The 16,671-nt window shown below is 68.9% G+C and carries 16 protein-coding genes; 8 read left to right on the forward strand and 8 right to left on the reverse strand.

The window, feature by feature from the left end:
- Positions 1-12: 12 nt before the first annotated feature.
- The 5 genes from A5702_RS14160 to A5702_RS14180 form a co-directional block, all read right to left on the reverse strand.
- The gene (locus A5702_RS14160; RefSeq protein ID WP_068221467.1) at positions 13-465 is read right to left on the reverse strand and encodes a MaoC family dehydratase; all 453 of its coding nucleotides are present in this window, start codon (positions 463-465) and stop codon (positions 13-15) included.
- On the reverse strand, positions 462-935 hold the full coding sequence (locus tag A5702_RS14165; RefSeq protein ID WP_197506565.1) for a MaoC family dehydratase N-terminal domain-containing protein: 474 nt from the start codon (positions 933-935) through the stop codon (positions 462-464). Before A5702_RS14165 ends, A5702_RS14160 begins: the two co-directional genes overlap by 4 nt.
- Before the next feature lie 62 nt (positions 936-997).
- On the reverse strand, positions 998-1,423 hold the full coding sequence (locus A5702_RS14170; protein ID WP_067819656.1) for a nuclear transport factor 2 family protein: 426 nt from the start codon (positions 1,421-1,423) through the stop codon (positions 998-1,000).
- Between the two features lie 95 nt (positions 1,424-1,518).
- On the reverse strand, positions 1,519-3,105 hold the full coding sequence (locus tag A5702_RS14175; protein ID WP_068221469.1) for an AMP-binding protein: 1,587 nt from the start codon (positions 3,103-3,105) through the stop codon (positions 1,519-1,521).
- 11 nt (positions 3,106-3,116) lie between these two features.
- Positions 3,117-4,244 (reverse strand): aromatic ring-hydroxylating dioxygenase subunit alpha, encoded by a 1,128-nt coding sequence (locus tag A5702_RS14180; protein ID WP_055402513.1) that lies wholly within the window; start codon positions 4,242-4,244, stop codon positions 3,117-3,119.
- Between the two features lie 103 nt (positions 4,245-4,347).
- Here A5702_RS14180 and A5702_RS14185 point away from each other — a divergent pair, with 103 nt between their 5' ends.
- Positions 4,348-5,634 carry a cytochrome P450 gene (locus tag A5702_RS14185; protein WP_369808512.1) on the forward strand — a complete coding sequence of 429 codons (1,287 nt, stop codon included), beginning with the start codon at positions 4,348-4,350 and terminating at the stop codon, positions 5,632-5,634.
- Between the two features lie 4 nt (positions 5,635-5,638).
- On the opposite strand, the gene A5702_RS14190 is transcribed toward A5702_RS14185, so the two are convergent.
- On the reverse strand, positions 5,639-5,830 hold the full coding sequence (locus tag A5702_RS14190; RefSeq protein ID WP_055402510.1) for a ferredoxin: 192 nt from the start codon (positions 5,828-5,830) through the stop codon (positions 5,639-5,641).
- 17 nt (positions 5,831-5,847) lie between these two features.
- Positions 5,848-8,232 carry a CoA transferase gene (locus tag A5702_RS14195; protein WP_068221471.1) on the reverse strand — a complete coding sequence of 795 codons (2,385 nt, stop codon included), beginning with the start codon at positions 8,230-8,232 and terminating at the stop codon, positions 5,848-5,850.
- A 98-nt stretch (positions 8,233-8,330) separates the two neighbouring features.
- On the opposite strand from A5702_RS14195, the gene A5702_RS14200 reads away from it, so the two are divergent.
- Both A5702_RS14200 and A5702_RS14205 read left to right on the forward strand, forming a co-directional pair.
- Complete coding sequence (locus A5702_RS14200; protein ID WP_068221473.1) at positions 8,331-9,152, forward strand: FadR/GntR family transcriptional regulator; 822 nt, start codon at positions 8,331-8,333, stop codon at positions 9,150-9,152.
- A gap of 10 nt (positions 9,153-9,162) precedes the next feature.
- Entirely contained in the window at positions 9,163-9,882 is a 720-nt protein-coding gene (locus A5702_RS14205) for an SDR family oxidoreductase (RefSeq protein ID WP_068221475.1), read from the forward strand.
- On the opposite strand, the gene A5702_RS14210 is transcribed toward A5702_RS14205, so the two are convergent.
- Positions 9,845-10,714: an LLM class flavin-dependent oxidoreductase gene (locus tag A5702_RS14210; protein ID WP_067819641.1), complete on the reverse strand. Its 870-nt coding sequence runs from the start codon at positions 10,712-10,714 to the stop codon at positions 9,845-9,847. The two genes, A5702_RS14205 and A5702_RS14210, sit on opposite strands and share 38 nt — an antisense overlap.
- A 76-nt stretch (positions 10,715-10,790) precedes the next feature.
- Between A5702_RS14210 and A5702_RS14215 the strand changes: the two genes are divergently transcribed.
- From A5702_RS14215 to A5702_RS14235, 5 genes are read left to right on the forward strand one after another with little or no spacing between them, the layout of a single operon-like run.
- Positions 10,791-11,855, forward strand: a complete 1,065-nt coding sequence (locus A5702_RS14215) for an acyl-CoA dehydrogenase family protein (protein ID WP_068221477.1) — start codon at positions 10,791-10,793, stop codon at positions 11,853-11,855.
- On the forward strand, positions 11,852-12,958 hold the full coding sequence (locus A5702_RS14220; protein ID WP_068221479.1) for an acyl-CoA dehydrogenase family protein: 1,107 nt from the start codon (positions 11,852-11,854) through the stop codon (positions 12,956-12,958). The genes A5702_RS14215 and A5702_RS14220 overlap by 4 nt, the downstream gene beginning before the upstream one ends.
- A gap of 6 nt (positions 12,959-12,964) precedes the next feature.
- The gene (locus tag A5702_RS14225; protein WP_055402496.1) at positions 12,965-14,113 is read left to right on the forward strand and encodes an acyl-CoA dehydrogenase family protein; all 1,149 of its coding nucleotides are present in this window, start codon (positions 12,965-12,967) and stop codon (positions 14,111-14,113) included.
- A complete protein-coding gene (locus A5702_RS14230; protein WP_068221481.1) occupies positions 14,110-15,045 on the forward strand; it encodes an acyl-CoA dehydrogenase family protein in 936 nt (311 codons plus the stop codon). Before A5702_RS14225 ends, A5702_RS14230 begins: the two co-directional genes overlap by 4 nt.
- Positions 15,042-16,544 carry a class I adenylate-forming enzyme family protein gene (locus tag A5702_RS14235; protein WP_068221483.1) on the forward strand — a complete coding sequence of 501 codons (1,503 nt, stop codon included), beginning with the start codon at positions 15,042-15,044 and terminating at the stop codon, positions 16,542-16,544. Before A5702_RS14230 ends, A5702_RS14235 begins: the two co-directional genes overlap by 4 nt.
- Positions 16,545-16,671 lie beyond the last annotated feature (127 nt).

The following is a 16,671-nucleotide window of genomic DNA, read 5'->3' on the forward strand; positions in this document are numbered from 1 at the left end:
GCGGCCGCCTCGTCATCGCCCGGGGCCATGCGGCATCTGCAGGGTGAGTTCGACCGGGCAGCACAGCGCGCCGTGCTGATTGGTCACTTGGATCTCGAGGTCGACGAGGCGGCGCGGCGGGTCCACCGAGGTGTCCAGCCGCTTGGCCACCGCTCGTCCCCGGCCGATCATGGTGTCGCCGGCGTACACCGAGCCCGTCAACCGCAACGAGCGCCGCACCACGCGGCTGCTCGGGCCCGCCCAATCGGTCGCGACGCGGTCGGCGAAGCCGGCGAGGTGCATCGTGTTGACGTAGATCGTCGGATTGCCTTGCCGCCGAGCGTATTCGGGGTCGAAGTGGCCCGGGAAGTAATCCCACGTCGCTCCGGCATTCTCGACCACCCGCTGGTAGCCGATGTGGTCGACCACCTCGGGCAGGTCGACCGGAACGGTGATTTCGTCGAAGCTGAGGTCGTCTGCGGTCACGATGCCGCCCCCGGCGTGAACCGGAACAACGTGTTGCGGCAGGTGGCGACCACCGCCCCGTCCTGGCGGCGGTACGTCTCCAGCGTTTCGACGAAATGGCCGACGCCCAGCCGCGTCCGCTTCTCCGGTGACACCGACACCAGTTCCTCGACGACGGTGAGCACGTCGCCTTCGATGATGGGCTCCAGGAGCTCAACGTCGTTGGCGGCGTTGATGAATGTGGTGCCCGGCAGCGGCACCCGCAACACCAGGGATGCCACCGGCGGCCGGCCCAGCGGCTCCCAGGGCGGCGGGATCAGCCAGCCCATCAGCAAGGCCGGCGGCGCCAGCAGGCCCCCCCATTTGCCGCGGGCGAACTCGGCGTCCCAGTAGGAGCGATTGCTGTCGTGGACCATCGCGGCGAACAACTGGATGCGCGCCCCGCTGACCGCCGTGGCCGCGGTGCGCGGCTCGCTGGTCGCGCCGACCATCCGCAGCGCGTCGTCATAGGTGCCGAAGGCCAGCTGGTAACTGAGGTCCGGGTCCACGCCGCTCACATAACGAGCGGGTGCCGACTGGGCACCGAATCCCATTGCAGCGAGCGGGAAGTGAAGTACCAGCCGCCCCGCTCGTAGATCAGCGTGTCCCGGAATATGCCGGTGGCGCGCAGCGTGGTGTCACCGTACATCGCGGCGAAAAGCACGGCGACACAATGCTGTGTCGCATTGACCCCGTCGACGCGGATCTCGTGGTCAACCGTGACCAGCCGCTGCCCGTCGCCACCGTCGAATGCCGCGCGCAGGTCGTCGAACGTGTCGCCGTCGCGGTGATAGGTGGCGCCGGAGTGGCGGAAGGTGGCGATCCAGCGCTCGCGATCCCCGTCGGAGTAGGCGCGGTTGTGTCGGGCGTTCAGGTTGAGGATGGCAGCGCGACCCGTGGCGGCCTGCAGCATCTGCTGCTCCTGATAGGACATGGTCATTCTGGACTCCAGACTCTCCTGGGAAACGACTGCCAATGAGCGGACGGACGTAACATTAAAGTAACTTTCCGACGATTACGTAACATTAACGTAACTTACCGGCTAACGATATAGCCCTGAGCTTCACGATCCCACGCCTTTGCAGTCACCCCCCGCTCGCGCAACAAGTCCTTGCGTATCCGCCCGATGACATTCTTCGGGAGCTCGTCGACGGTCTCGACGAATCGCGGCACGCAAAAATAGGGCATCCGGGCCGCGCAGAAATCGAGCAGCTCGGTGTAATCGACTGCCGCCCCGGGCCGCAACGTCACGACCACCAGGATGTCGTCTTCGCCCAAGTCGCTGGGCACCCCGACCGCGGCGGCTTCGGCCACGGCGGGATGACTCATCACGATGGTTTCCACCTCCACCGAGGAGACGTTCTCGCCACGGCGGCGCAGCGAGTCTTTTCTGCGGTCGACGTACGTCAGGTTGCCTTCCGCGTCGATCCGGCCCAGATCGCCGGTGCGAAACCATTCTTGGTGGGGAATCACCCGCAGGCCTTGGCCGACGTAGCCCTCGCTCATGACGTGGGGATGGCGCGGTCGGCACGCGATCTCCCCGAGTGCGCCGGCGGGCACCGGATCGCCGCCGTCGTCGAGGACGCGCACGTCGAAGTTCGGATTCGGCCGCCCCGACGCTCCGGGCGCCCCGTCGTCGGCGAGGGCCTTGACGGCGATCGGGAAGGCCTCGGTCATCCCGTACATCGTGACGACGCGGCAGCCGTAACGCTTTTCGATGTCGCGATAGGCCTCGGCGGTGATCGGTGCCGCGGAGATGAACCGCAACGGCAGCTGCCCGTCGCGCGGATCCGGGGGTAGGTTCCGCAGCATGGCCACCATCGCGCCGGCGCCGGCGAAGCCGACCGCGCCGCGGGCGCGGATGTCGTCCCACACCTCGCCGGGGTGAAACGCCCGCGCCAGCGCCGTCGTCGCGCCCAGCAGCATCGGCGCCAGCACGCTGGGCGCCGCGCTCAGGTGGAACAGCGGCATCGCCGTCCACAGCACCTCCCCGGCGCGCAATTCCCAGGCCGACGCGACCGTCGCGGCCACCGTGAACAGGTAATGCCACGTCGTGGCAACCGCTTTCGACGGCCCGGTGGTGCCCGACGTGTAGAAGAGACAGCCCACCTCCCCCAGCGCCGCGGTGAGGTCGGCGACCGGCCGGCCGGCGTCACTGTTCAGTGCCGCCTCGAGCGAATCGCCTTGCAGCACAACGGTGGGCACCTGATCCAGCGCGCCGACGACCTCGTCGACCCGGGGCCGGCGCTCGGCATCGGTGAGGATCACCTTGGCCTGGGCCAGCCGCAGGGTGTGCGCCAGAAAGTCGCCTTTGTTCGCGGCGTTGACCGCCGCGCTGACCGCGCCGATGCGCGCCGCACCCAACCAGAAGTAGACCCATTCCGGGCACGTGCCGGTGAACAAGGCCACGCCGTCGCCGCGTCCAACACCCAAGTCGGTCAGCATGTTCGCCGCGGCGCAGGACCGCTGCCGCATCTGCTCGAACGTCACGTCGACACCGCCGATCGACATCATCACCCGGTCGGGATGCTGCTCGGCGCGCCGATCGAGCACGGCGGGGACGGTGAAGCTCTCGACGCCGAAATCGGAGGGCCCTGACGGCGCGCTCCGGTCGGCATGCATCGGCTCGCCGATCAGGCTTTTGCGGCCGCCGGGTCGGGCTCACCGGCCGCGGTGTAGCCGAAGTCGGACGGCGCGGGCTGCGGGCCCGGATAGAAGCGGTGGGCCCAGCGGCGAAGGGCCGCATAGTCATGCGCCTCTTCGGGAGCCAGGTTCGGCTTCTCCAAGTACTTCATGTTCTCCCAGGTGAAGAAGTCCTGTTTGATGACCTCTTGCTGCAGCGCCAGGAATTTGGCGGCGCGACCGGTCGGCACGTCGCCCGTGTCGCCGGGCTCGCGGACGGAGGCCTGCGTGTAGAAGTAATCGGTGTAATCCTCGTCCACCGGCGTCTGCCCGGTCACCTGGACCGTGGCCACCAGCTCGCTGGGGAACCGGACGACCCCCAGCCCCAGCGAGTAGTTGTCGTAGATGATCTTGGCGTCGACTGGCCCGTTGGGGGTCAGCCAGGTTGACGCGCGCCCGCCGCCGAAATGGGCGTTGACGGTGGCGTGCAAGTGGTAGCCGGACACCTCGAACGACGCGGTGGTGGCCGGGTTGGCGGCCTTGTGGACGTATTGCACGTGGTAGGGGTCGGCGGCGTTTTCGATGATCATCTGCGGGTGCACCTTCACCCGGTTGAGCATCTGGGTGTGCGGGTGCAGCGGGTAATACTCGTCGGTCTCCAGCTCGGGCAGCACGGGGGGCTGCCAATACGGCGCCCGGCCGTGGCGCTCGTGCCAGGCCAGCACGAAGCCGTACCACTCCACGGTCGGGTAAGTGCGGATACGGACGTTGTTCTTGCAACCGATCTTGCTGTAGGGAATCAGAGCATTCGTGCCGTCGCCCCGCCAGCGCCAGCCGTGCCACGGGCAGACGATGTTGTCGCCTTCCACCGTGCCGCCGACACCGAGGTTGGCGCCGAGGTGCTGGCAATAGGCGTCCATCACGTGCACCCGGCCGGACTCGGTGCGGAAGATGACGAGCTCCTCACCGAAGTAATGCGCCCGCTTGACGTCACCCGCGGCCAGGTCGGAGCCGAAGGCGACGATGAACCAGCCCGTCGGGAACCGATAGGTCGACAGCGCGATGCCGGACTGTCCGAACTCACGTTCCGACGGATCTCCGGCCGGATCCGACGCCGGATCCGAAATTGTATGCGTCACGAGCTCTCCATATCCCGCCCTGACCGAGGCGAGCCGAGCGCAACTGGGCCGCCCATCACTCACCGCGGTTCGACGACAAGGTCTATTTTTACTATTTTAAGCATTGAACGTCAACGCGGGACCAAACGCGTCCGGCAGAGCGGGGTTACAGATGACGGCTGCGGCAGTGGATCTTTCCGATTTCGGCTTGTGGCGCAACGGGTTTCCCGACGAGTTGTTCACGGAGTTACGGCGCAGCCGGCCCCTGTTCCGACACGAACTGACCCCCGGCGTCGCCCAGACCGTCCACCGCGATTTCTGGGTGGCGACCAAACACCGGCACGCCGTCCGCCTGCACCGCGACACCGACTCGTTCACCGCGGCCGACGGGCCGCTCATTCAGCCGGTTGCCATGTTCTCGTCGTCGCCGACGATCATCACGCTGGACCCCCCGGACCTGAACAAACGTCGCAAACTCATTTCCAACGCGTTCAATCCGCGGGCGATCGCCAAGCTGGAGGCCGGCATCCGGGCCCGGGCGGCGCGGATGATCGACGACCTACTCGCCGCGGGCGGTGGCGATTGGATCTCCGACGTCGCCGACGCGTTGCCGATGACAGTGATCGGCGACATCATCGGCATCCCGGAGGAGGACCGACCGCGGGTCTTCGACCTCTTCGACCGCATCCTGAAGGCGCTCGCCCCGGAAGCGAGCCCGAGCGGGCACGTGGAAGTGGAGCTCTTCGCGTCCGTCTTCGACTACGCGATGGAGCTGACCGCCGAGAAACGGCGCAATCCCACCGATGACATCTGGAGCACCCTCGCGTCGGCGGTGATCACCGGCGACGACGGCGTGGAATTCCGGTTGCCCCCCAACGAACTCGAATTCTTCTTCTTCGTGTTGGCCTTCGCGGGCAGCGACACCACCAAGAACGCCCTGGCGATCGGACTGCAGGCCTTCCTGGCCAACCCGGAGCAGGTCGAGCGCTATCGCTCCGACGAAGGCCTGCGGCCGACCGCGGTCGAGGAGGTGTTGCGCTGGGCGTCCCCGGTGGCCTACTGGACGCGCACCGCCAAGGTCGACGTCGAGATGGACGGCCAGCGCATCGCCAAGGGCGAGCGAGTGGTGTCGACGCTGCGGTCGGCGAACCGTGACGAGGACGTTTTCTCGTCGCCGTTCACGTTCGACATCGGCCGGCAACCCAACCCGCACGTGGCTTTCGGCGGCGGCGGGCCGCACCACTGCCTCGGCGCGATGCTGGCGCGCGCCGAACTCCGCGCGGTGTTCGACGAGCTGTTGTTGCGCTGCGACGAGATCGAGATCGGGCCGGCCACGGTCGCTCACCCGAACCTGATGACCAACATGTCCATCTTCGACGCAATGTCGATCTCGCTGGCCGAGCGGCGCTAGGGGCTCACTGGGTGAGCCGCAGCGCGGCCTTGGGGCACTGGTCCACCGCGGCGCGCACGTCGATCTCCAGTCGCGGCGGCACGGGGCCCTCCGCGATCTGCACGACGTCCTCGTCCCCCAGTTCGAAAACCTCCGGCGCCAGCGATTCGCAGAAGCCATTGGCCTCGCACAGGTTTTCGTCAACCGTCACGCGCATCAGATGCCCTCCACTCCTTACAGGCCCTTGGGTCGGGTCCCGATCACCCCGCTGGTTGCGAGGCGCGTCAGTTCTTCGTCGGTCAGCCCGCACCGTTCGCGCAGTATCTCCTCATTGTGCTCGCCCAACCGCGGCGGCGGACACCGCAGCCACTCGTCCCGACCGGCCAGCCGGGCGAACGGTGGGCAGGGATAGAGGCCCGCGCCCGTGCTCGGGTGGTGCAAGGTCTCCAAAAACCCCCGATGGCGCAGCTGCGGATTGTCGGTGACCAGCGACGGCGACACCACCGGCGCGGCGGGAACACCGGCGGCGGCCAGCCGCTCCACCGTCGACTGAAGGGGTTGGCCGGCAAACCAATCCGCGAGCCGGCGATCGACGTCGTCCGCCCGCTGCCGCCGCCCGGCGACGGTGGCCAGCCCCTCGTCGCACCACGCGGGTCGGCCCATCAACTCGACCAGGGCACGCCACTGCGCGTCCTCGCGCACGGTGACGGCGATCCAGGCGTCGTCGCCGGCACACCGGTAGATGTTCTGGATCGCCTCGCCGTGACCGCGATTGCCCCGGCGGGTCATCGTCGTCCCGAAGACCTCGGCTTCGATCGCCTGAATCGCGGTGGCGTTCAGCACCGTCTCGAGCATCGGCAGCTCGACCAGCTGGCCCGAACCGGTGCGTTCGGCGAAGGTCAGCGCGGCCAGCACGGCGAACGCGGCGTGCACCCCGGCCAACGGATCGCAGGCACCGCGCGGGGTCACCGGCGGGGCATCGGGCAACCCGGTCACCCAGGCCAGGCCGGCGATCTGCTCCATGGTCGGGGCGAACCCGACCCGGTCCCGCCACGGCCCGTCCAGTCCGAACGCGGGCATCCGGGCAACGACGAGCTTGGGGTTCACGTTCAGCAGCGCCTCGGCGGTCAGGCCGAACTGGTCCATCACCCGCGGTGAGAAGTTCTCGATCACCACGTCCGCGCCGACGGCCAGCTCGGTGAACAGGCGACGGCCGTCGTCGCAACCCAAATCCAATGTGACGGAACGCTTGTTGGTGTTCATCGCGTGGAACACCCAGCCGTATTCCCACCAATCGTCGACATCGGTGCGCATGCCGCCGGAGTATCGGATGCCGTCGGGCCGCTGGATCGACTCCACCTTGACAACGTCGGCACCGAAGGCGGCCAGCAGGTGGGTGGCCGCGGGACCGGCCCAGAACGCGGTCAGGTCGACGATGCGCACACCCGCCAGGGGCAGCCCACGCACGTCCGGGCTCACCTCGGATCCCCTTGGTCGCCAGGGGTTCTCGTCGTTGTCTGCCCCCAGGGCCGGGGCGGCCCGCGCCGGGGCGGGCGCGCACGCCGACATCAGCCACGGCGGCCGGGGCTGGTGGAAGCCGGCGGGATTGGCGATGAACACCCCCCGTTGCGTCACGTACTCCAGCTGGCGGATCGTGGAGCCGTTGCCCAGCGCCGCGATGGGCAACCGGAACAATTGGCCAAGCTCGACGACCTCCTCGACCGTCCGTTCGGCCAGCCATGGCCCGATCTGTTCGCGGATCAGATCGCGGTAGGCCCACCGGCCGATCTGGAAGCGCAGCTGCTCGATCTCCTCGAGCTGGGGGCACTCGACCATCGCGACGAAGTCGAGCCATTGCTGACCGGTGACCATGGTGATCCCGACGTAGCCGTCTTTCGCGGGCTCGATCGATGGCACCTCGAGCGTGCGACGGATCGGCGGAACGCGCAGCAGCTGGGAGTGCAGCCATTCGCTGCTCTGCATCGCGGTCAACGCCTCGAGCATGGACAGATCGAGGTGCTCGCCGGGGCCGCCGCGCTCCACCCGGCGGCGCAGGGCCAGTACGCCGAAAGCCGCGTACACGCCGCCCATGTACTCCCCCAGGTCGCCGCCGATGGAGATGGGCGGCCCGGCAGGATCGCCACGGAAGCCCGGCGAGCCCGCCCACGCTTGCAGGGTGAATTCGTTGGCGGCCCGCTCGGCATAGGGGCCCGTCCAGCCGAAGTCGGAGATCGTGACGACGATCGCGTGCGGCGAGGCGGCCAGCAGCCGCTGCGGGTCGACGCCCAGCGCCGCGGCCCGCGCCCGGCCCGCGGTGACCACGACAACGTCCGCGCCGGCCAGTTCGTCCGAGAACCGCTGCGTGTCCGGCGGGTAAGTCATGCTGCGCTTGCCGGCGTTGAGGTAGGCGAAGAACGGCGAGCTCTGCCCGTCCGGCACCGTCGATTGCGTCGCGGAGTACCGGCGGAGCCAATCTCCTTGCGCCGGTTCGATTTTGCGCACCTGCGCGCCGGCGTCGGCCAGTAACTTGCCGCAGTAGCCGCCGGCTATCCGGTCACTGATCTCAATGACACGCAGGTCATGCAGCGGTGCCGGGTGGCTGTCGGACCGCTCGCTCACTTACACCGCCCTCCCGACCGGCACGCGATCGAAGAAGCTATTTATACCATTACTGCTAAAATAGCTAAGCCAGCGAGTTGAGTTATTTCGAGGATCGGATGACCGCCTTGGGAATTGGCCACGACGCCCGTCGCCGATTGTCGGCGCCGCGGATCGCAGAAATCGTAGCCGACGAGCTGCGCCGCCAGATCATCAACGGCGAGCTCGCCGACGGCGACCTGTTGCCGCGCCAAGAGGTGCTCGTCGAACAGTTCAACGTGAGCCTGGTTTCTTTGCGCGAAGCGCTGCGAATCCTGGAAACCGAGGGGCTGGTTTCTGTCCGGCGGGGTAACCGCGGGGGCGCCGTCGTGCACGCCCCGGCGAAGACCAGCGCCGCGTACATGCTCGGGCTGCTGCTGCAAAGCGAGTCCGTCGCGGTGGCCGACCTCGGCATGGCGTTGCAGGAACTCGAGCCCGCGTGCGCCGCGCTGGCCGCGCGCCGCCCCGACCGGGCCGACACCCTGGTCCCCGAGCTCCACCGGGTCAACGAGTCCATGGCCGACAACATCGAGGACGGCGGCCTGTTCACCGAAATCGGCCGCGAATTCCACGATCTCGTGGTTCGCGGCTGCGGCAACCACACCATCATCGCGGTGGTCGGCAGCCTGGAAACGCTGTGGACCAGCCATGAACAACAGTGGGCGGACGAGAGCGCGGCACGCGGCACCTACCCGTCGCTGGCTCAACGCCGCGCGGTGCTCAGCACGCACGTCAAGCTGACCGAGACCATCGCCGAGGGCGACGTCGACCGGGCGCGCCGCATCGCGGGTCGTCATCTCGCCGACACGCAGACCTATGTGCTCTCCGACCGGCACGATCAACGAATTCACGCGCTGTCGCCGCAGGCGCTGTCGCGGACGCGGGACTTCCGCCAACCCTAAAGAGGCAGCCTTGAGAACGGCATTGGTCACCGGCGGCAGCGGCGGGATCGGCAAGGGGTGCGCTCGCAAGCTGGTGGAGCTGGGCTACGACGTGGTGCTGGCGGCGCGCCGCGAGGCCCCGTTGCGGGCGGCCGCCGCGGAGATCGGCGCGCGCCACATCGTGGCCGATGCATCGGACCCGGACGGATTTGCCGCTGCCACAAGCGCATTGGAGCGGATCGACCTCCTCGTGCACGCCGCAGGCACGCTGGGCGGAACGTACGCCCGCAAGCAGACGTTCGAGCAGTGGCGGACCATCCTCTCGGCCAACCTGGATTCCTGCTTCGTGGTGACCGCCGCCGCGCTGCCGCGGATGCGGGCGGGCTCGCGGTTCGTGTTCGTGTCGTCGTCGGCGGCGCACGAGCCGATGATGGCCCGGACCGCCTACTCGGCGTCGAAGGCCGGCATGAACGCGTTCGCCCGCGCCCTGGCGGCCGAAGTCGACCGCGACGGCATCGCCGTGCACATCGTCACCCCGGGCCCGGTGGAAACCGAAATGCTGCAGGACGTTCCCTTCGAGATGCACGCGATCCAGGTGTCCGACGTCGCCGAGGCCGTCGCGTGGCTGGACACCGTCGACCCGTCGGTCGACCTGCCGGAGATCCGGCTCAGCGCGGTGCCGCGCGGGCCGTTCGCCCGGCCGCCCGTCGTGCCTACGGAAGCCCGGCGCCGGCGGCAGCAAACGCCTTGATCACCGTTTCGCCGAACTCGTGCAGGGAATCGGGAACGGCGAAGTCGGCGAACCACACATAGAACCGCTCCACCCGCTGGGCGGCCAGCCCGGTGAAGTGGGCGATCAGCTCGTCGGCGTCGCCGCACACCAGCCCGGACCCAAGGTTGCCGAACCGGCGCGTGCTCACTTCGCGCACCTGGTCCGGATCACCGCCCGCCCGCACGAACCCCACCATCTGCTGAACCGAGACCCGGGCCGTCCCCGCGGCGGGGACCAGCGTGGACAGCTTGTCGAGGTGGTTGGCCGGTAGGTTCCACCAATCCGCGTATGTGCGAACGAGTTTCATCATCCTGGGCCCGGTGCCGCCGAGGACGAGCGGGATCGGATGAGACCTGCGGGGGGCCTGCGGGGGGCCTGCCTGCGGATCGTCACCCCAGTACCGCCGCAGCAGCGCCAGGTGCCGCTCCAGCTGCTCGACCCTGGCCACCGCATCCCGCCGGCCGACATCGAATCGGGCGAACTCCGCGGGCCAGGACCCCGCGCCGAGGCCCAGATCGAATCTGCCCCCAGACGCGTCGGACAGGGTGACGGCTTGTTTGGCCAGCACGGCGGGGTGCCGAAACGCGTCGCACAGCACCAGGTGGCCGATCCGCAGCCGTTCGGTCTTGGCCGCCACCCAGCTGGCGACGCCCATTGCCTCCCAGATGCTTTCGTCGGGCAGACCCGGCGCCTCGAGGTGATCGATGAACGCCATGCCGTCGAAGCCGCTGGCCTCGGCGTGACGTGCCCGCTCCGCGATGTCGGCCACCGACAGCCGCACCTGCGGCAAGAACAAATACCACTCGACCATGCGCCCACCTATGCGTGTTCCCGTGCGATTGCGAACCGGGCCGCTAGTTTACTATTTTTATTATGTTAGGGGTCTTATGGATGTCGGACTGAGTTCGGAGCAGCTGTCGCTGCGCGACACCGTGCGCGACATCCTCCGCGCGGAGTGCCCGCCCGACTCCGCTCGCCAGGCGATGACGGATCCGGAGCGGTGGCGCACGCTGTGGAAGACGGTGGTGGACCTCGGCTGGACGGAACTGGCGGCGCCCGGGGCCGGCGACTACGGACCGGTCGAGCTCGCGGTGGTGCTAGAGGAATGCGGCGCCGCGATCGCACCGATTCCGCTGCTGAGCAGCGTCGGCCTGGCCGCCGGCGCGTTGCGGGGCGCCGGTCTCGACGCGGTTCTCGACGACATCGCCGGCGGTGTCGTCGCCACCCTGGCCGTGCACTCCCGGGGATCTCGGCTGCCCGGCGCGCCGATGACGCTGCGCGGCGGCCGCCTGCGCGGGCGAGCGGTCGCGGTCCCCAACCTGTCCCGTTCGGAACTGCTGGTGACCCTGGCGCACTCCGATGACGGCACCGTGGTGGCGGTCGCCCGCTGCGGCGCGGGGGTGACCGTGGTCGCGGGGGAATCGACCGACCCCGCCCAGCCGCTGGCCGACGTCGAGGTCGAAGCCGAGCCGCTGGCCACCGCGCCCGTCGGCATCGAAAAGGCGTTGACGGCGCCCATGGTCGCCGCGGCCGCCGACCTGGTCGGCACGGCGAGCGCCGCCCTGCATCGCGCCGTCGAGCACGCGAAGACGCGCCGCCAGTTCGGCAGACCGATCGGCGCGTTCCAGGGAATCAAGCACGCGCTCGCCGACAACTACGTCGGAGTGGAGCGCGCCCGCAGCCTCACCTACGCCGCCGCCGCCCGCCTCGGCGACCCGGCCACACCCCCGGCCGATGCCTGGACCGCCGCGGCGCTGGCCAAGGCGGCGGCCGGTGATGCGGCCGGCAATTGCGCGCGAACCGCGGTCCAGGTGCACGGCGCGCTCGGGCAGACCTGGGAGCACGACGCCCACCTCTACGTCCGGCACGCCTGGCAGGCCGCCGCCATGCTGGGCGACAGCCGCGCGCTCTATCACGAGGTGGGCCGCCGTTTCGCGGGAGGCGCGGCATGACCGCGCCGGTTTCGATAGTCGACGAATTCGGCGCGTGGCTGACGGACTTCCTGCCGAGGGACTATTACGACAACTATCGCGACTACCGCTGGGACCTGAAGCTGCGGCGCGATTACCAGCGGGCGGCCTTCGAGGCCGGCTGGCTACAACCGACCTGGAGCCGCGAACACGGCGGCCGGTCGCTGGGCCTGCGCGACGCCATGGAGGTGCGGCTCGAGGCGGCGATGCGGTCCGCGCCCAAGCTGCCCAACATCGCCGGCCCCAACGTCGCCGCGCCCGGCATCCGCCAGTTCGGCACGCCGGCCCAGGTCGACCGCCTCCTGGTTCCGCTGCTGCGCGGTGACGAGTGGTGGGCGCTGGGCATGTCCGAGCCGGAAGCCGGTTCGGATTTCGCCGGCCTGCGCACGCGCGCCGAACGCCACGGGGACAGCTTCTGCGTCAACGGTCACAAGATCTGGACCACCCAAGCCCACGAATCGCGATGGTGCACGCTGTACGCCCGGACCGACCCGGCGGCGCCGAAACACCGTGGCATTTCGTGCCTCATCCTCGACCTGCACTCCCCGGGGGTGCGCATCGAGCCCATCCGGATGGCCTCGATCTCCGACGAGACTTTCTGCGAGGTCTTCCTCGATGACGTCGAGGTGCCCGCGGAAAACCTGCTCGGCCCCCTGCACGGCGGGTGGAACGTCGCCTTGTCGTCGCTGCACCACGAACGCCAGATGATCTGGATCATGAACTGGGTCGAGATCAAGCGCGGGCTGGATGCGGTGCGCGGGGCGCAGCCGACCGCCGACATCTGCACGGAACTCGGCTCCCTGCTCGCGGACGCCGAAGCGCTGCGGGTCACCGGCTACCGCGCCTTGGGCAACGAGCTGGCCGGACGACCGAGCCCGGAGGCCGACATCATGAAGTTGCTGGGATCGGTTACCTTGCAGCGTGTTTGGGAGCTCGCCGCCGTCGCCGAGGGGACGCAGTCGCTCAGCGATCCGGATCTGCTCTTCGAACGCCAGGACGCGCTGGCCGCGACCATCTACGGCGGCACATCGGAGGTCCAGCGCAACATCATCGCCGAGCGGCTGCTCGGGCTGCCGAAGGGATGACGACGAATGGATTACGACCTCGGCGACGACGCCGCGCAGCTGCGAAAGCACCTGCGCGAGCTGGTTTCCAACAACATCCCCGCCGACTTCCTCGGCGCCTGCACCGAGAACCCGCGCGACCTGGCCACCACCGAGACGTTCTGCAAACTGCTGGCGGCCGAGGGCCTGCTGGCGCTGGCCTGGCCGAAAGAGCATGGCGGCGGCGGCGGTTCGGTCTGGCAGCAGACGGTGCTGCGCGAGGAGATGTGGGCCCAGCACGAGCCCCGCGGCCCGCAGTACATGGGAATCAACTGGGTGGGTCCGGCACTGATGCGTTACGGAACGGCCGAACAGAAGGCCAAGCACCTGGCCGCCATCGCCGCCGGCGACGTGATCTGGTGCCAGGGCTTCTCCGAGCCGGAGGCCGGTACCGACCTGGCCTCGCTGCGCACGCGTGCCATCCCGGATGGGGACGGTTGGCGCATCACCGGCCAGAAGGTGTGGACGTCGTACGCTTTGATGGCGTCGTGGTGCGTGCTGGCGGCGTGCACCGATCCCGAGGCGCCAAAACCCAAGCGCCTCACGCTCTTTCTGATCCCGATGGACCGGCCCGGCTTCACCGTCCGGCCCATCGGGTCGATGCTGGGACCGCATCACCTCAACGAGATGTTCCTCGACGACGTGCAGGCGTTCCCCGGCGACGTTCTCGGCGAGGTCGGCGACGGCTGGCGCGTCATGCGCGAGGCGCTGGCCTTCGAGCGGGTCGGCATCGCCCGCTACGCGCGCTGCGAATCGCTGCTCGACCGGATGAGCACCGCGCTCGGCGACGACTGGGGCGCGCTGCCGGAATCGCTGCGCTCCCGTTGGGTGCGGGCGCTCGTCGATCTGCGGGTGGCCCGGCTGCTGGCGTATCGCGCGGTGTCGTTGCAGGACGACCCCGCGGCCGGCGCGGCGGCCAGCGCCGCCCGCATCGCCACCACGACCTGTGATCAGCAGGTGGCCGAACTACTTTTCGACGTCCTGGGCCCGGTCGCGTTGGACAGCGGCGCCGGTGCCGCACTGCACGGGGCGATCGAAGACCATTGGCGTTACGCACAGGCGGCCACCGTGGCATCGGGCACCATCGAAGTGCAGAAGATGCTGGTGGCCCGGGACGTGTTGGGAGAACACCGGTGAAAACCGATCTGCCACAAGACATCAGCGACTTTGCCGCCGTCGCGGCCAAGCGGCTCGCCCGGTTGGGCGGCCCGCCGGCGGCGTTGCGCGCCGAAACGGACGACGGTGTCCGGGACGCCGCCCGCGCGGCCCTGACCGAGGTCGGCGCGTTCGAGCTCGATGTCCGGTCGGCACCCGACGACCTGCTCGCAGGGGCCGTGCTGTGCCGCGCGGCCGGCGCGACCGTGTTGCCCTATCCCCTCGTCGAGGAGTTGCTCTCGATCGACGGCGCGCGCCTCGCCCTGGTCAACCCCGAGGCGCCGCGCATCGACCACGGCGACCTGCCCGGCGACTGGGTCGCCGCCGACTTGGACGGCAACCGGTACCGCCCGCGGGCCGCGTCGCGCACCAACGCCAAACTGGGGCCGTTCCTGGTGCCCGCTTCCCTCGACGCACCCGATGGCACGATTCCGGCCGACGACGTTAACCTTCATCTCGTGCTGGGATCATGGCGGATTCTGGGATCGGTGCAGCAGGCGCTGCAGATCGTCACCGATCACGTGCGCTCCCGAATCCAGTTCGGCAAGCCGCTGGCGGACTTCCAGGCCGTCAGGTTCGCCGTCGCCGAGGCCGCCGTCGCCGTGCGTGGACTGCACGAGTTGGCGAAGTACACCATCTGCCGCCCGAAATCGCTGCCGACGCAGATTCGGTCGGCGGACGCACTGGTTCTGCGGCTCAAGGCATCCGACACTGCCCGGCAGGTATTGCGCACCTCCCATCAATTGCTCGGCGCCCTGGGCTTCTGCGATGAGTCCGACGTGAGCGTGCTCGACCGGCACACCCAACCGCTGATCCGCTTGCCGCTGGGTGCCGAGGGGCTGACGCTGCGGCTCATCCCGGGTGTCCCGGACGGCTCGCTGGAGACGCTGTTCAGCGGGCCGGTATCGGCGTGAGTACCACCGAACCGATCGCGGCCGAAGGCGCGGCGAATCCGCTAGCTGACGGAATCCCGTTCGGGGTCAAGCTTTCCGAGCTCGCCGCGCAGCGTCGGGACGAGCCGGGGGTGACCATCGTCGCCCTCGACGGCGCCGCGGAGTCGCTGACGTTCGGTGAGCTCGACGCCCGTGCCAACCAGTGGGGGCGCGCGCTGGCCGCCAACGGCGCCGAGCTCGGTTCCCTTGTGGCGCTGGCAATTCCGAACTCGACGCACCTGGTCCTCGCCACGCTCGGCTGCTGGAAGATCGGCGCCGTTCCCGTTCCCATGCACTGGGACCTGCCCGAATGGGAGCGGGATCGGGTGCGTGAGGTGATCGATCCGGCCGTCGTCGTCGATGAGGCGAGTCGGTGGCGCCTCGAGGAGCAGGCCGCGGCCGAGTCCGCCGACCCGATGCCGGTGGCAGTGTCCCCCAACGTCAACGGCATTTGCAGCAGCGGTTCGACCGGCACACCGAAGGTGATCCTCAGCCTGGCGCCGTCGCTCTGGACGCCCCAGCACGGCGAGCCGTTCCTGTCGAACTGGACGCCGGTCGCGCAGCCGCAGACCATCATGGTGCCCGCGCCGATGTATCACACAAACGGCTTCGCCACCTTCTTCTTCCTGTTGACCGGCGATCATCTGGTGATACTGGAAAAGTTCGATGCCGCACTGGTTCTGGACGTGATCGAACGCTTCAAGATCACCAACTTCACGGCCACGCCCACGATGCTCGCGCGGATAGCGGCCCGGCCGGATGTCCGGGAACGCGACCTGTCCAGCATCGTGTTCATCCTGCAGGGCGCCGCGGTGATGCCGCCGTCGCTCATGCATACCTGGTTCGAGTTGTTGAGCCCGCAGCAGATCGTGTCGGCCTACGGCATGACGGAAAACCTCGGGCTGACCGCGCTGCGGGGTGACGAGTGGCTCGCTCATCCGGGCAGCGTCGGCCGCGGATTCCGGGACACCGAGATCCGGATTCTCGACGCCGGCACCAGACAGCTCGGCCCGGGCGAGCACGGCGAAATCTATCTGCGCGCACCGATGAGCGCGGGGTCCCGCTACGTGGGCGGCGCGGCGCCGCTGCCGTCGACCGAGGACGGCTTCCGCTCCGCGGGCGACATCGGCTACCTCGACGAGGACGGCTACCTCTACATCGTCGACCGCCGGGTCGACATGATCATCACCGGCGGAGCGAATGTGTTTCCGGCGGAAGTGGAGTCGGCATTGGCGGGCCACCCCGAGATCGCCGACGTCGTCGTGATCGGCCTCGCCGATGCGCAGTGGGGACGACGGGTGCATGCGGTGGTGCAGCTCGCCGCCGGCGCGACGCTCACCGAGGACGACGTGATCGAGTACGCGAAGGGCCGGCTCGCCCACTACAAGGCCCCAAAGACCGTCGAGTTCGTCGATGCCATCCCCCGCACCGCGGCGACCAAGGTCAACCGCTCGGCGATGATCGAGGCGCGGGGCGGCTGAGGGCCGAAAGTCAGCCCACGGCCGTTATCCCGGCGTTGGATATGGTGAAGCCGCGCCCCGAGGTCACCGTGCACGTCACGCCGGCCGTCTCGGACCGGCAGCTAAACGGCCCGGCTCCAGCCGTCTG

The organism is Mycobacterium sp. E3339, assembly GCF_001666915.1.
Taxonomy (GTDB): Bacteria; Actinomycetota; Actinomycetes; order Mycobacteriales; family Mycobacteriaceae; genus Mycobacterium.

Bases quoted from the DNA above. Each gene is read 5' to 3' on its own strand.
- A5702_RS14165 (WP_197506565.1), bottom strand. From the start codon at position 935: ATGGTCGGCGCGACCAGCGAGCCGCGCACCGCGGCCACGGCGGTCAGC.
- A5702_RS14210 (WP_067819641.1), bottom strand. From the start codon at position 10,714: ATGGTCGAGTGGTATTTGTTCTTGCCGCAGGTGCGGCTGTCGGTGGCC.
- A5702_RS14225 (WP_055402496.1), top strand. From the start codon at position 12,965: ATGGATTACGACCTCGGCGACGACGCCGCGCAGCTGCGAAAGCACCTG.
- A5702_RS14215 (WP_068221477.1), top strand. From the start codon at position 10,791: ATGGATGTCGGACTGAGTTCGGAGCAGCTGTCGCTGCGCGACACCGTG.
- A5702_RS14190 (WP_055402510.1), bottom strand. From the start codon at position 5,830: ATGCGCGTGACGGTTGACGAAAACCTGTGCGAGGCCAATGGCTTCTGC.
- A5702_RS14220 (WP_068221479.1), top strand. From the start codon at position 11,852: ATGACCGCGCCGGTTTCGATAGTCGACGAATTCGGCGCGTGGCTGACG.
- A5702_RS14170 (WP_067819656.1), bottom strand. From the start codon at position 1,423: ATGACCATGTCCTATCAGGAGCAGCAGATGCTGCAGGCCGCCACGGGT.
- A5702_RS14175 (WP_068221469.1), bottom strand. From the start codon at position 3,105: ATGCATGCCGACCGGAGCGCGCCGTCAGGGCCCTCCGATTTCGGCGTC.
- A5702_RS14200 (WP_068221473.1), top strand. From the start codon at position 8,331: ATGACCGCCTTGGGAATTGGCCACGACGCCCGTCGCCGATTGTCGGCG.